Source organism: Sphingobacterium haloxyli (genome assembly GCF_002980525.1).
GTDB classification, from domain to species: domain Bacteria; phylum Bacteroidota; class Bacteroidia; order Sphingobacteriales; family Sphingobacteriaceae; genus Sphingobacterium; species Sphingobacterium haloxyli.
Genome location: NZ_PVBQ01000001.1, coordinates 51,842 through 65,929 on the forward strand (window position 1 = coordinate 51,842; position 14,088 = coordinate 65,929).

Annotated in this window: 12 protein-coding genes; all 12 read right to left on the reverse strand. The window is 41.6% G+C overall.

Features of this window, described 5'->3' with window-relative positions; translation table 11 throughout:
• Positions 1-8: 8 nt before the first annotated feature.
• The 12 genes from C5745_RS00240 to C5745_RS00295 all read right to left on the reverse strand — a co-directional run bounded on the left by C5745_RS00240 (position 9) and on the right by C5745_RS00295 (position 14,083).
• Entirely contained in the window at positions 9-389 is a 381-nt protein-coding gene (locus C5745_RS00240; protein ID WP_105714955.1) for a cytochrome C oxidase subunit IV family protein, read from the reverse strand.
• A gap of 31 nt (positions 390-420) precedes the next feature.
• A complete protein-coding gene (locus C5745_RS00245) occupies positions 421-1,158 on the reverse strand; it encodes a cytochrome c oxidase subunit 3 (protein WP_105714956.1) in 738 nt (245 codons plus the stop codon).
• Positions 1,159-1,167: 9 nt separating this feature from the next.
• Positions 1,168-1,755: a cytochrome c oxidase subunit 3 gene (locus C5745_RS00250; RefSeq protein WP_105714957.1), complete on the reverse strand. Its 588-nt coding sequence runs from the start codon at positions 1,753-1,755 to the stop codon at positions 1,168-1,170.
• Positions 1,756-2,664, reverse strand: a complete 909-nt coding sequence (cyoE, locus tag C5745_RS00255) for a heme o synthase (protein ID WP_105714958.1) — start codon at positions 2,662-2,664, stop codon at positions 1,756-1,758.
• 72 nt (positions 2,665-2,736) lie between these two features.
• Entirely contained in the window at positions 2,737-3,780 is a 1,044-nt protein-coding gene (locus C5745_RS00260; RefSeq protein ID WP_105714959.1) for a COX15/CtaA family protein, read from the reverse strand.
• A gap of 32 nt (positions 3,781-3,812) precedes the next feature.
• Positions 3,813-5,690 (reverse strand): cytochrome c oxidase subunit I, encoded by a 1,878-nt coding sequence (locus C5745_RS00265; protein ID WP_207795668.1) that lies wholly within the window; start codon positions 5,688-5,690, stop codon positions 3,813-3,815.
• A 56-nt stretch (positions 5,691-5,746) separates the two neighbouring features.
• On the reverse strand, positions 5,747-7,093 hold the full coding sequence (locus C5745_RS00270) for a cytochrome c oxidase subunit II (protein ID WP_243403193.1): 1,347 nt from the start codon (positions 7,091-7,093) through the stop codon (positions 5,747-5,749).
• 45 nt (positions 7,094-7,138) lie between these two features.
• Positions 7,139-8,374 carry a quinol:cytochrome C oxidoreductase gene (locus C5745_RS00275; protein ID WP_105714960.1) on the reverse strand — a complete coding sequence of 412 codons (1,236 nt, stop codon included), beginning with the start codon at positions 8,372-8,374 and terminating at the stop codon, positions 7,139-7,141.
• A 19-nt stretch (positions 8,375-8,393) separates the two neighbouring features.
• Positions 8,394-9,023 (reverse strand): c-type cytochrome, encoded by a 630-nt coding sequence (locus tag C5745_RS00280; RefSeq protein ID WP_317046823.1) that lies wholly within the window; start codon positions 9,021-9,023, stop codon positions 8,394-8,396.
• Positions 9,016-9,552 carry a DUF3341 domain-containing protein gene (locus C5745_RS00285; protein WP_105714962.1) on the reverse strand — a complete coding sequence of 179 codons (537 nt, stop codon included), beginning with the start codon at positions 9,550-9,552 and terminating at the stop codon, positions 9,016-9,018. Before C5745_RS00285 ends, C5745_RS00280 begins: the two co-directional genes overlap by 8 nt.
• Positions 9,553-9,558: 6 nt before the next feature.
• Positions 9,559-11,043 carry an NrfD/PsrC family molybdoenzyme membrane anchor subunit gene (gene nrfD / locus C5745_RS00290; protein ID WP_105714963.1) on the reverse strand — a complete coding sequence of 495 codons (1,485 nt, stop codon included), beginning with the start codon at positions 11,041-11,043 and terminating at the stop codon, positions 9,559-9,561.
• Positions 11,044-11,071: 28 nt separating this feature from the next.
• Positions 11,072-14,083 carry a TAT-variant-translocated molybdopterin oxidoreductase gene (locus C5745_RS00295; protein WP_105714964.1) on the reverse strand — a complete coding sequence of 1,004 codons (3,012 nt, stop codon included), beginning with the start codon at positions 14,081-14,083 and terminating at the stop codon, positions 11,072-11,074.
• Positions 14,084-14,088: the final 5 nt, after the last annotated feature.

A 14,088-nucleotide genomic window follows, 5' to 3' on the forward strand; every position in this document is an offset into this window, starting at 1 on the left:
TCATTTAACTAGTTATTGGGAAATAATGGATGGTCCTGTAAATGATACAATAGGTAATCTCCCTCAATTAACATCAGTACAATAAAATACACGATGAATATAAAGCCAATACTCACACAGACGATAAAACCTGATTTTTCAAATTTCAAGTGCATGAAATAGGCAACGATGTAATACGCTTTTAGCAACGTCAACGCAATGTAAATAACATTGACGAACATTCCTTTTTGAAGTACGCCCCAATGGTGTACAAAACCTAAGGCAATTAAAAATTCGAGTGCTGTCAAGGCCAAGAGGATAAAGAATACTTTCCAAATTCCCTTTTTATCCATACCACCATGGTCGTGATGGTCGTGGGCAGCAGCTATATTTTCGTTATGATTAGACATATCCTTGTTAAATATTAAGTTTTTAAATCGATTAAATCAAATAGAAGAACGTAAACACGAATACCCATACCAAATCCACAAAGTGCCAATAAAGACCTACCTTTTCTACCATAAGGTACGTGCCTCTTCTTTCGAATGTGTTATTCAGCGTCATGCTCAAAATGATGATATTAAGCAAAATCCCTATAGATACGTGGAACCCGTGAAAACCTGTAATCGTGAAAAAGAGATTAGAGAACTGTAAGGCTGCCGTGTAGGATATATCCCTTGTAAAATAAGGTGCCAATGCTTCCGCTACCGCTTCACCCTCTAAACCTGTGGCTGGATTTCTTCCAAACCAAAAACCCTGGTGATGTAAGTGCGTCCACTCAATAGCTTGACAACCAACAAAGGCCAAACCACCCAAAATCGTCCACAACATCCATTTCACAACCTCGTCTTTCCTATTCCGATGTCCCGCGTCAACGGCTAAAACCATGGTTACTGAAGACATAATCAAAATAAAGGTCATAATACCCACAAACACCAGAGGTTGTCCAGATTCAGCTATGCCAGGAATAGATTGGAACACTTTATCTGCATCGATCCACGTCGGCTGGGCAAATTTTTGCGCACCATAGTAAATCAAAAATGCAGAAAACGTAAAGGCGTCCGACACCAAGAAAAACCACATCATGATTTTTCCATACTCCAAATTCCAAGGTGACTTGCCACCACTCCAAGGGCCGTCTTTTACCTTATCCAATTGCGATACAGTTGTTGTACTCATTTTTTACTATTATTGATTCAAAAGTAAGAAAACATAAATATAAATCCACAAAAGATCGAGAAAATGCCAAAAAATACCGGCTAAATTCATGCGGAATTGGTTCTCCGGAAATGGGATTGGCTTCATAGCTCCCCATAAACATCTTACCAACACGATCAAACCCGCAATAATATGTGCCAAATGCATCCCTGTAAACACATAAATAAATGATTGTGATGCATTATTATTTACAAAATAAATACCTCTATCCGCCAATACTGACCATGCATCCGTCTGCAATACAAAAAACGCAATGCCCAGTGCAATAGTGAGCAGCAGATACAGCTTTTGTTTACCTATTTGTTCACGTTTGGTTGCGCGATAAGCGAAGTGTAGCGTTAAGCTACTTACCAAAATAACAATGGTACTATATATAAACGTGTCGGGCAAAATTGTCTTGATCCCCTTATCCACTCCGCTAGCCGTATACACGATGAATCCACTGGATAATGCAGCGAACATCATAAACATGCCAATCATACCCAGCCAAAGGTTAAACTTCTTAGCCTTCCTTGACTGAATCAACTCTTCTGTTGTATAATCCTCCGTATGCTCCATCTATTTTAAAGGAATAAAATCAAATAACAAAACCAACTGCGTCAACGGTAAATAAATGAATGACGTAAACATCACTTTTCTTGCCGTAGCATCGGTCATCTCTTTTATGTGCTTAAAACCATAGTAAGCAAACAACAACCCGCCAAACAGCGATATAACTGTAAATGCCCAACCACCGAAACCATAATATAAAGGCAGTATGCCTACCGGAATCATCAAAACCGCTGAGATAAAAATCATCCAAGCTGAAATTGTGTCTTTCTTTGTCGTCGGTAATAGCCTAAACCCCGCGCGTTTGTAATCTTCGTCTGCAACCCAAGCTATCGCCCAAAAATGCGGAAACTGCCAAAAAAATTGAATTAAAAACAATACCCACGGTGTAATGACAATCGCCGCTTCACTAACTGCCGCATATTCAAACCCAAACCCTGCTGATTTAAAGGCAGCGTAATAACCGATCAATGGTGGTAATGCCCCGGGAAACGCACCTACAAAAACAGCAATAGGCGATTTCTGTTTTAATGGTGTATACACGAAGGCGTACAGAATAATAGCGAAAACCGATAACAGCCCCGCTAAGAAATTAAGTTCGACTAATAATAAGGTTCCAAAAATCCCCATAAACAAACTTAACACCAATGCCTGTCCTGTAGTCATTCTGCCCGCCGGTAATGGTCTATCTTCGGTCCGCTTCATCAACTTATCAAGATCCCGCTCAATAATTTCATTAAAACCATTCGCTGAACCTGTAATTAAAAATCCGCCGATTGTTAAGATCAACCAATTTATCCAGATAATATCGCCCTGTTGCTTAGCTCCAATTAAAAATGCAATAGAAGCTGAAAACACGACCGTAAGCGTCAGCCTAAGTTTAACTAATTTATTGAAATCGGAGATGAATTGCTTCATGAAAATTTTATCCTCGTCTAAAAAATGAACAAATATGCATTTAGACCACAAATGTCTGCAACTTCGCCCATACTATCGTTTTAATTTTGTCATTAAAAGCATCAAATAATACAAGGCGCCAAAAAACAAGCTAGCAATAACCAAATGTGTTGTTTGTGCTATCGCAGGCACATTAAAACGAGCTAAAACAATCCCGGATATCATCTGAATTCCAACCAAGATCAGTACAATCCAAGCGTACTTACTTTGTAATGTCAATGAACTAAATTTATTTTTTACCAGAAAGAACAGCACTATGGTCGTTCCCAATGATATATAGGCCAGTGTACGATGTAAATCGTAAGACGCCCCTAATCGGGATATCCATTCGTGACGAGGAACACCCTGATCATTTAAATGGTCAATTGCTTCTCTAACCCCGGTTCCATACACTACTTGCACCACCGTCGATACCAACAGGAATATCGCTATCCCTTTCAACAAATCAAAGCGATGGTTAATCAAGATGCTTGTATTCCGCATCGTTGTAGCTAGATAAAATGTATATATACTAATTGCTACAATAACCAGTGCCAAAAGCATGTGTACGGTAATAATCCAAGGCATCAAGTTCGTAGAAACCACGATGGACCCCAACCAAGCTTGGATAATTACCACAAAAACATTCAGAACGCTCCACCATACAATAGATGGCTTACTTTTAGAGTAGGTAAACGAGAACACCGCAGAAAATAACAAGCAAAAGCCAACAACGACACCAACCAGTCGGTTAATATACTCTGTCCAGGTTTTTGCCGCATTAAACTCCTCGTGCTGCAGGATAGTCTCATCGTGGCGTATCTTATCAGCCATATCCGGATAACCGAAGAACGCGACTATTCTCGCAAAACGTTGATTTTTTTTTGCTCGCCCTTCAATATATTGTTTCTCGTACCCTTCTGGTAGCTGCGAAACGTGTGTAGGAGGAATTATCCGATTAAAACATTTCGGCCAATCCGGACATCCCATCCCAGATCCTGTGCTCCTAACGATTCCCCCTGCTGTAATAACAAGGAACAAAACAAGAATTGTAATTCTATTTGCCCTAATGAACCGTTTCTCTGTAGCAGGATACATCACACACCTCTTCTCTCTTTTTATAAGGCCTTCTATCCTTCTTTAACCTCTCTATTATTTGCTTTGTTCCACTCTTCCTGAATACGAATAGCCTCTTCATTTCCCTCAAAATCATGCGGCAAATTTGAGCTCATTGTTTCAGAAAACGGAACAGTCTGCGGGATGAAATCCGTATCATGCCCTGGCTTACTATAATCGTAAGGCCAACGATAAACAGTAGGAATTTCGCCCGGCCAGTTTCCATGAATATGCTCTACCGGCGTAGTCCATTCCAACGTATTAGAATTCCAAGGGTTTTGTGTTGCTTTCTTGCCTTTCCAAATCGAAGCAAAAAAGTTCCACAAGAAAGCCACCTGCGCTAAACCAGCTACAATAGCAGCCCAAGTAATCAACAAGTTCACGGAAATCCATTTATCCATAAAAGGGAATGCTGTAAAGGTATAGTACCGACGAGGTACGCCATCTATTCCCATAAAGTGCATTGGAAAGAACACTAGGTAAGCTCCAATAAATGTAAGCCAGAAATGAAGATAGCCCAATTTCGTATCCATCATACGTCCAAACATTTTTGGATACCAATGATAGACACCCGCTAACATACCGAAAATAGACGCTGATCCCATTACCAAGTGGAAGTGAGCCACCACAAAATAGGTATCATGTAAGTTAATATCTAATGCAGCGTTACCCAAATATAGACCTGTCAGACCACCCGATACAAAGAATGAAACCATTCCAATAGCGAACATCATTGCTGGGGTAAAGCGTATATTACCGCGCCATAATGTGGCAATATAATTAAAGGCCTTCACGGCAGACGGCACCGCTATAATCAACGTCGTAATCATAAATACGCCTCCTAAGAAAGGATTCATACCGGTTACAAACATATGGTGTCCCCAAACGATAAACGACAAAACTGTAATACCAACCAAAGAGTACACCATCGCATGGTATCCAAAGATTGGTTTTCGAGAATTTGTAGAGATAATTTCGGAAGTCAGACCCAATGCGGGCATCACTACGATGTATACCTCTGGGTGGCCTAAGAACCAGAATAAGTGCTGGAATAAAATCGGCGACCCGCCTTCATTTGGTAAAATCTCACCTTGAACCACTAAGTCCGACAGATAGAAAGATGTACCCACTGAACGGTCAAAGAATAAAAGAACAACCGCTGACACCAATACAGGGAAAGACAACAAACCAACAATAGCTGTCAGGAAAAAAGCCCAAATTGTTAATGGCATTTTCCAAAGATCCATCCCTTTTGTACGCATATTCAATACGGTACTAATATAGTTTACACCACCCAATACCTGAGAAGCGATAAACAAGGTCATACTAACTAGCCACAACGTCATCCCCAAACCAGAGCCAGGAATGGACGTCGGCACCGATGATAATGGCGGATAAATGGTCCATCCGGCAGAAGCAGGTCCACTTTCAACAAAGAAAGAGGCTACCATAATAACACATGCCGTAAAGAAGAACCAATAAGATAACATATTCATTAACGGCGACGCCATATCGCGTGCGCCCAATTGATATGGAATCAATAGGTTACTGAATGTACCTGACAAACCAGCTGTCAGTACAAAGAATACCATCATGGTACCGTGAATGGTTACCAATGATAGGAAAAATTCAGGTTTCATCCGTCCGCCTTCGGCCCATTTGCCCAAAAAGACTTCTAAAATTGGAAAATCTGTATCCGGCCAAGCTAATTGGATACGGAATAAGATAGAAAGCACCATAGCGAAGACTGCCATCACAATACCTGTGATCAAAAATTGTTTCGCAATCATCTTGTGATCCTGACTGAAGATATACTTCGTTAAGAAGGTCTCCTGATGATGATCATGTGCGTCATGATGCGCTGCGCCGTGCGATATAACTGTACTTGACATATTCGTTTAAAATTTCTCTATTTATTTTTTCTTCAATGGCCGAAGAGCGCTCAATATTAATTTAATGAAGCTGTAGTGAGTTCTTTCGAATCTTCAGCATTTGCCGTAGCAAATTCCTTCTGCAAATCTTCCGTAAAATACTTGTTCTGCGTACTCAACCATTCTTTATATTCTTCCTCGGTAACTACTATAACTTTCTTCTGCATGTTGTAGTGACCTGATCCACATATCTTATTACAAAGCATAATAAAATCATACTTCGGATCGTCCATTTTTTCACGCATATCTTCCGTAGTCATCGTTGGAGTAAACTGGAAGTAGTTGGTCATGCCCGGAACGGCATTTATTTGCACGCGGAAATCAGGAATATAAAACGAGTGAATAATATCTTTCGAAATAATATGGAAACGTACTGATTTATTTACAGGGATGACAATGTCCGATGCTTGGATATCATCCCAAGCATGCTTATCATTGAAATCGATACCGTACGAGTTCATAGGCGTAGTCAACTTATAGTTACGCTTGCCTATTACACCATCAGCACCAGGATAACGAACTTGCCATTGAAATTGTTCCCCTAAAACCTCCACCTGAATTGCAGATTTCTGTAATTCTTCAGGAACGTTGGTAATCGATCTCCAAGTAAAGAAACCGAACAATACCAAGACCGTCAACACAATAGCGGGTACAATTGTCCAAATCTTTTCTATTGTATCATTATGTGGATAATAATAGGCTTTCGTGCCCTTGCGCATACGATAGATATACGGAAACGTCAATAACAAGATGTGTACCAATACTAGTACAATAGTGATGATCACCGTGGTTATGATAAACATCGTATCTATACGCTCACCATGCTCTGTAACAGCCGAACGCCATGCCCAGTCGCCCCAAACCGCATATCCATAGTATACAAACCCTAGAAAAGCTACTAGGAATATAACCATCAGGACTGCTTGAAAAGTATTATTCGCAAACGGATTATATCTTCCATTCATTTTACGGGTAAGCTCGTAAATGGATAATACCTTACCAACAACTGCCACAACCGTACACAGAATTAAGAATAAAAGAATGTAGTACGTCATATTTTTATAAACCTGTGGGTCTATCTGAGGTCCTTCATCAACTGCCATCGCCGAAGACGATGATGATTTCGATGTTGCTGTCGCGGCCGTAGCCTCTCCTCCTTCTGCCGTACCTGTTGTGTCTGCTGTCGTCGCTGTCGCGGCTGTATCAGCCTGTCCCTCTTCAACTGTATCACTAGCTGCTGAGACAGCAGTATCCTGGGCTAATGAATCTTGCTGAAATGCAAAACTTGGTGTAGAGAACAACAATCCTACAGCTAGTAAGCATCCCAACACGGCTCTGAATCTGTTATTAATTTTAAATTTCATTTCTTATTAAAACGTTTAAACGTATTATTATGCAATGATTAGAAACTATATCTGATGATGTAAACTTTCTTCCAAGAATGGATGATTCTTTGGCGCTAACGCATGTTTACTTAATTTGCTCATTACGAGAAATGTAAACAGGCCAACAAAACCGATAGCAGTTCCGATCTCAATAAACCCAAATCCACGATGATTCTCGACGGTTCCTGGCATAATCATAATATAATAATCTAACCAGTGTCCGCACAACAACAAGATGGCTACAAATAACATCATCCCCTCCTTGCGCTTCACATCACGATCCATCAAAAGCAACAACGGCGCTAGAAAGTTAATAATAACATTCAACCAGAACCAAGGCTTGTACTCCGGTTCCCATCTCTTGTAAAAATATACGGTCTCCTCTGGAATGTTAGAATACCATATCAGCATAAACTGAGCAAACCAAACATATGTCCAAAAAATGGAGAAACCAAATAACAACTTACCTAAATCATGCAAATGGTTTTCATTTACCCACGCTAGGTAACCAGCCTTTCTTACCAATACTAAAATAATAATAATCGCAGCCAATCCACTGACCCACATGGCAGCGAAGTTATACCAGCCAAACATGGTAGAGAACCAGTGTGCTTCTAAGGACATTACCGTATCGAAAGACCAGATAGGCGTTGTAAAACCAAATATAACTAAGAAAAGTGCGGACAATTTAAAGCTTTTCTTATACGAGTTCAATCCCCCCTCTAAATCCTCTTTGTAAGACAACTTAGCCAAAATAAAAGCGAAGATACTATATGAGCCCATGAACAGAATCTGACGGATCAGAAATCCAGGGACATTCAAAAACGCTTGTTTACCAGCTACCAATGCGTCATAGTTTGGACTATTTTCATCCATTAATCCATCAGCATGCCAATGGTGATATAAATTATGTGTAAACAATCCTAAACCAACAATAACAAGCAAGATAATTGCTGCTATTGGCAGTACGCTAGCCATTGCCTGCGGAATACGGATCAAACCAGCTGACCAACCCGATTGCGTAACAAATTGCAACGCTAAGAAAAATGCCCCCGCAGCACATACACAAGTGAAATAATAACCCATCAATAATAGGTTAGCGTATGTACGTTCAACCATAATATGGTCACTTGATAGAAGGCCGAAAGCAACGGCTACAACCCCTACAGCAATTCCAACCAAGCTGAGTATCTTAGCGATACCAGCGAATTGAAATCTTTCGCCGAAATTATAATCGTGATGATGATTGTGAGTTCCCATTTACTATATTGATGTTAGATTATTTTTTTTGTAATTCCTGTACGTACATGACAACCTGCCAACGTTCCTCCGGCGACAGCTGTGAAGCATGAGACCCCATGGAGTTATGACCATAATAAATCGTATGGTATATTTTACCAGCTGTCAATTCACTCATCGCCCCACCGCGTGAAGAATTCGCGCCGTCTGATTTCTGATAAGATGGTGGGGGAGGAAAGTTCTCCAACTGACGAGATCCACGCGAATCCTCTACCGAACGGTCTTGCGTTATCGGACCATCCCCTTTTCCGTCTTTACCATGACATACAGCACAATAGGTGTGATACAAGGCGTCTCCTTTGGCTAAGTTTGCCTCTGTAATTGCTAACGGATTAGACAATTCTCTACCTGCACGCTCATATTCTTCTATCGAATTATCAAACTCAAACCGCTCAAAACCTATTGGAGTTGTATTCTCCGGCGGTAACTGTGCAGTAATTCCATTTTTAAAATTGTTATTAGGTTGATCCGGATTGTAAGCAATCGGATCATACATATTTCTGGAGAATTCCCATCCTGTACTACGCGTCTTTCCATCGCCACAGCTGGAAACTACCGCCGCCAAAGCAAATGCAGCGCATACAGATCCAAGAAAATTCTTCTTATTCATAGCTAACATATTTTCTTTCATTGTATTTAACTTCAACCGCACCAGCATCATTCAATAAAGACTCGATTAGCGCGTGGTCTGTGTTTTCATGAGCATCTATTGCAATAATAAAACGATCATCTGAAGCCCTCAAGTCCATCACCCGAGGCGAACGTCCAGGAAATAAGTGGTTACGGTAGAAGAAAGTTGCCACCATACCCAAGGCACAGAGCAAAATTGTTACCTCAAACGTTACCGGCACAAAGTTTGGCAATGGTAAGGATGGCTTCCCGCCGATATTCATCGGCCAATCATGCGCCATAGTATAATACAACAAACTGAATCCCAAACAGGTACCCAAAGCGCCAAAACAAAACGCAGCGATAGGTAAACGAGATGGTTTTACGCCTAACTTGGCCTCAATTCCGTGAATAGGCATCGGCGTGAAACAATCATATATGTTGATATTGTTTGCCTGTAACTTGTCGATACCGTGCATCATGTCATCGGGATCGGCAAAACTACCTAATATATATTTCGTATTGCTCATTGCTTATTATTTTCTAACGTCTAATGCCTTAATATCTTCCTCAGAAACTGAATCATATTTCTCTAAAGAATCTTGGAAGAACTTAACTTGTTCATCTGGAAACGCGCCCTCTTGTGCTAATTTGGTCTTTTGCTGTAAACTCGCTGACTTCAATAACAACTTAACCTCTGCAATAGCAATACCCGGTAAGAACCGCAAGAATAGCAAGAACAACGTGAAGAACAAACCGATCGAACCGACAAAGATACCTACATCAACCCATGTAGGATAGAACATTGCCCATGAAGAAGGCAGGTAATCACGGTGTAACGAGGTTACAATGATAACGAAACGCTCAAACCACATTCCAATGTTTACCACGATGGACAATACCCAAGAAATCGGAATACTTGTACGAATCTTTTTAAACCAGAACAATTGCGGGGAGATTACGTTACAAGTCATCATGGCCCAGTATGCCCAAGCATAGGGACCCGCGATACGATTTGCAAAAGCATACATCTCATATTCGGAGCCAGAATACCATGCGATAAACAACTCTGTTAAATAAGCGATACCCACGATAGAACCAGTTACCATAATGATTTTATTCATCGCTTCGATATGAAACATGGTAATATAGTTCTCAAAGTTCATCACCTTACGAAGAATCAGCAAGAGTGTCTGAACCATCGCAAAGCCAGAGAAAATCGCTCCCGCGACAAAATACGGCGGGAAAATAGTGGTATGCCATCCCGGAATCACGGAAGTAGCGAAGTCCATCGATACAATTGTGTGTACGGAAAGCACGAGTGGTGTAGAAATACCTGCCAAAATCAAAGAAACGATTTCAAAGCGCTGCCAAGTCTTAACCGAACCATTCCATCCGAATGATAGGACTTTATAAACTTTTTGTTTAAGACCTGTAGCACGGTCACGTACAGACGCAATATCGGGCAAAAGACCACAATACCAGAACACTAGCGACACCGTGAAATAAGTAGAGATCGCAAACGCATCCCATACCAATGGCGAGTTAAAGTTTACCCACAGAGATCCAAACTGGTTTGGCAATGGGAAGATCCAGTATGCCAACCAGGGCCGTCCCATGTGTGCGACAACATAAGTAGCCGCACAAATAACGGCGAAAATGGTCATCGCCTCCGCGGAGCGGTTAATGGAGTTACGCCAGTTCTGACGGAAAAGTAACAATACGGCTGAAATCAACGTTCCGGCGTGACCGATACCTACCCACCATACGAAGTCGGTGATATCCCATGCCCAACCTACCGTTTTATTCAGACCCCAAGCGCCGATACCCGTCCAAAAGGTGTAGCCGACACTCACTACCCACAACATTGCCCCTAGAGCGGCTACAATAAAACCGATCCACCAAGCTTTGTTAGGTTTATTTTCAACCGGAAGCAAGATATCATCTGTCACTTTAGCATAAGTGATATTCTTGCCGGTTACTAATGGTTCTCTTAATATTGATTCGTTATGCGATGACATAGTTGTTTTATTTCAGATTAGAATAAAATTACGCTTCAAATGTGTTTCTAACTTTCGTCATATAACCAATGTTAGGCTGAACGTTGATTTCTTCCAACACATAGTATACACGTTCGTTACGTAAAGCTTTTGAAACCTCTGATTCCGGATCATTAACATCACCAAAGATGATAGCATTTGCCGAACAAGCCTCTTGACAAGCCATTTTTACATCGCCGTCTCTTAACTTGCGATTCTCCATCTTCGCTTGTAACTTACCGCCCTGAATACGTTGGATACACATCGAACATTTCTCCATAACCCCACGCGAGCGTGTAGTCACATCCGGATTCAGCACCAACTGCGTAAATTCGTTGTTCAAATAGTTATCAAAACGAGAATCATTCCAGTAGTTGAACCAGTTGAAGCGACGTACTTTATACGGACAGTTGTTTGCACAATAACGTGTACCGAAACAGCGGTTGTACGCCATGTGGTTAAGTCCTTCCGACGAGTGTACGGTAGCTAGTACCGGGCATACCGTTTCACAAGGGGCATGGTCACAGTGCTGACACAACATAGGCTGGTGAACAACAGTCACATCTTCATAATCGTAGTCCGATGCCTGGGCAATTTCCTTTTCCTTCGTCAATCTGCCTCCTTCCGTCTCCAACGTGTAGTAACGGTCAATACGCAACCAGTGCATCTCACGACGGCGACGAACCTCATCCCTACCTACAACAGGAACGTTATTTTCTACACTACAGGCCACGATACAAGAACCACATCCCGTACACGCGTTCAAGTCGATTGCCATCACCCATTTGTGGCCTGGAGATTCAAATTTATTCCATAAGTCATACGTCTTATGAGAATCTGCAAAACGTCCTGATTCAGAGTTCGGGTCTTTCAAATATTTCGCAAACGTCGTTTCACGAATAATGTTCCTACCTTCGATAGTATGGTGCGTTTGTGTTTGTGCTAACTCGTAGGTACCACTAGCTTTTGTAACATTCGCCTTTGCTTCAAACTGAACGCTGCCATTAACTAGACGGGCAAATGGATAAGCATTCTGTCCTACATTATTACCTGCTTTACCCACTTTCGTGCGACCATAACCAACAGCAACGGAAACCGTGCCTAAAGCTTGACCTGGCTGTAACACCACGGGTAATTCTACAGAATAGCCGTTAGCCTCCACCGTCACTTTACCGTTTTCTCCTAAACCGAGTTTCTCTGCATCACGCGGGTTCAATGCCGCATAGTTATCCCAAGTCACCTTAGATACAGGATCAGGTAACTCTTGCAAAAACGCGTTGTTCGCGTAACGGCCATCGCGCATTACTGTCGATTCGTATAATTTCAATTCGAAATCTCCGACGATAGTTTTTGAAGTTGTACCGATAGCATTTGCTACCGCGTTCACGTCAACATTCGCTGTATAGGAAGACCCTACCGACGAACCTTTGTAGATAAAACCTACTTGCAAGACCTCATTCCACGACTTGCCCGTACCAGCAAGAATATTATCCTCCCAATTCTTTCTTACGAAATCGTAAATATTTGTATTGTCACCCGCCCATACTAATAAACTCTGCTCCGCCTGACGCGTATTGAAAACAGGGTTGATAGTAGGCTGAACAATCGTAAAATAACCTTCTTTTGCAGATGCATCTCCCCACGACTCTAAAAAGCTAGAGGTCGGAGCAATTGCTTTCAATGTAGATGCAGTCTCATCAGCCCGATCAGCAAAAGAAAGGGTGAAATCAATCTTTGAAAGTGCATTGGTTACATCATTCGCTTTAACGTAATCATAAACCGGATTACTGTTTAAGAAGAACGCTGCACCTACCTGCCCCGCAGCAGCTGTTGATAAGAATTGCTGGAATGCAGCATCAGAACCTTGGAATTGTTTAGAATAGTTATCTAGGTCGATAATCGCTCCGTAAGCACCCAACGCACTGTTAATTGCGTTAGCTAAAAGTTGGATATTGACATCGTTAGAGCCTGCGACAACCACAGCATTACCTCTATTATTAGTCAGCTCTTTCGCGGCTAAAGTAATCGCTGTTTGTGCCTTTTTGTTAGAAACACCTCCAGCCAACGACTGTCCGGTAATCGCATTGTACAAAGAAACTAACACAGCGCCCTCTTCAGAAGGTTTTATAGCAATACGCACATCCGCGTTAGAACCGGTCATACTCAAACCTGACTCAAACTGAATATGACGCGACATCTTACCATTCTTTAACGATTTATAATCTCGGTTTCGAATATAATCTTGCGTATGCTCTTCACCTGCCAACCAAGAACCTAAAAAGTCTGCAGCGACCGAAACCACTACATTTGCGTTCGCAAAGTGATAAGACGGTATAACCGCATTTCCAAAACTTGCTCTGTTAGCCTCTATGATACCACTATATGATACAGCATCAACCTGTACGTGTACAGCTGTCGGATATTTGGCTGTAAATGTAGCTATAGCAGCCAAAGCGGTTGGGCTATTCACCGTATTAGATACTATCGCAATTTGCTTTCCTGCTGCCGCAGCCTTATCTAAAGCGTCTATTACTGTTTTATCTAAAGTAGACCAATCTACGTCCTTACCTTCTAACTGCGGGTTTTGCAATTTAGACATATCGTACAGATCCAAAACTACAGCTGAAGTAATTGCGTCCGTACCTTGGTTGAGACCGATTGAATTAGGGTTTGCAGTAAGAGAGATTGGACGCCCTTCACGGGTTCTCACCAATACACTCTGACCATTAAAAGAAGAAGCGTAAAAGTTCGGGATACCCGGCGTCACCTCCTCTGGTTTAATTACATATGGAACTGCTTTATGCACAGGCGTACGATTACATGCCGCCAATGTTACAGCCCCTAAACCGAATCCCAAAGCTTTCAAAAAGTCACGACGGGGTGTCCTCGTGCTTAAACCTGCTTCATTTAATACATCTTCTACAGGAATAGGCTCAGCAAACTCCCCCTTATTGTTCTCTACGAACGCAGGCGTTTGTTGCAATTCTTCCAAACCTTTCCAATATTTTTTATTGCTATCCATTTAAG

Bases quoted from the DNA above. Each gene is read 5' to 3' on its own strand.
- C5745_RS00265 (WP_207795668.1), bottom strand. From the start codon at position 5,690: ATGTCAAGTACAGTTATATCGCACGGCGCAGCGCATCATGACGCACAT.
- C5745_RS00260 (WP_105714959.1), bottom strand. From the start codon at position 3,780: ATGTATCCTGCTACAGAGAAACGGTTCATTAGGGCAAATAGAATTACA.
- C5745_RS00250 (WP_105714957.1), bottom strand. From the start codon at position 1,755: ATGGAGCATACGGAGGATTATACAACAGAAGAGTTGATTCAGTCAAGG.
- C5745_RS00275 (WP_105714960.1), bottom strand. From the start codon at position 8,374: ATGGGAACTCACAATCATCATCACGATTATAATTTCGGCGAAAGATTT.
- C5745_RS00280 (WP_317046823.1), bottom strand. From the start codon at position 9,023: ATGAATAAGAAGAATTTTCTTGGATCTGTATGCGCTGCATTTGCTTTG.
- cyoE (WP_105714958.1), bottom strand. From the start codon at position 2,664: ATGAAGCAATTCATCTCCGATTTCAATAAATTAGTTAAACTTAGGCTG.
- C5745_RS00245 (WP_105714956.1), bottom strand. From the start codon at position 1,158: ATGAGTACAACAACTGTATCGCAATTGGATAAGGTAAAAGACGGCCCT.
- C5745_RS00295 (WP_105714964.1), bottom strand. From the start codon at position 14,083: ATGGATAGCAATAAAAAATATTGGAAAGGTTTGGAAGAATTGCAACAA.
- C5745_RS00240 (WP_105714955.1), bottom strand. From the start codon at position 389: ATGTCTAATCATAACGAAAATATAGCTGCTGCCCACGACCATCACGAC.
- C5745_RS00270 (WP_243403193.1), bottom strand. From the start codon at position 7,093: ATGAAATTTAAAATTAATAACAGATTCAGAGCCGTGTTGGGATGCTTA.
- C5745_RS00285 (WP_105714962.1), bottom strand. From the start codon at position 9,552: ATGAGCAATACGAAATATATATTAGGTAGTTTTGCCGATCCCGATGAC.
- nrfD (WP_105714963.1), bottom strand. From the start codon at position 11,043: ATGTCATCGCATAACGAATCAATATTAAGAGAACCATTAGTAACCGGC.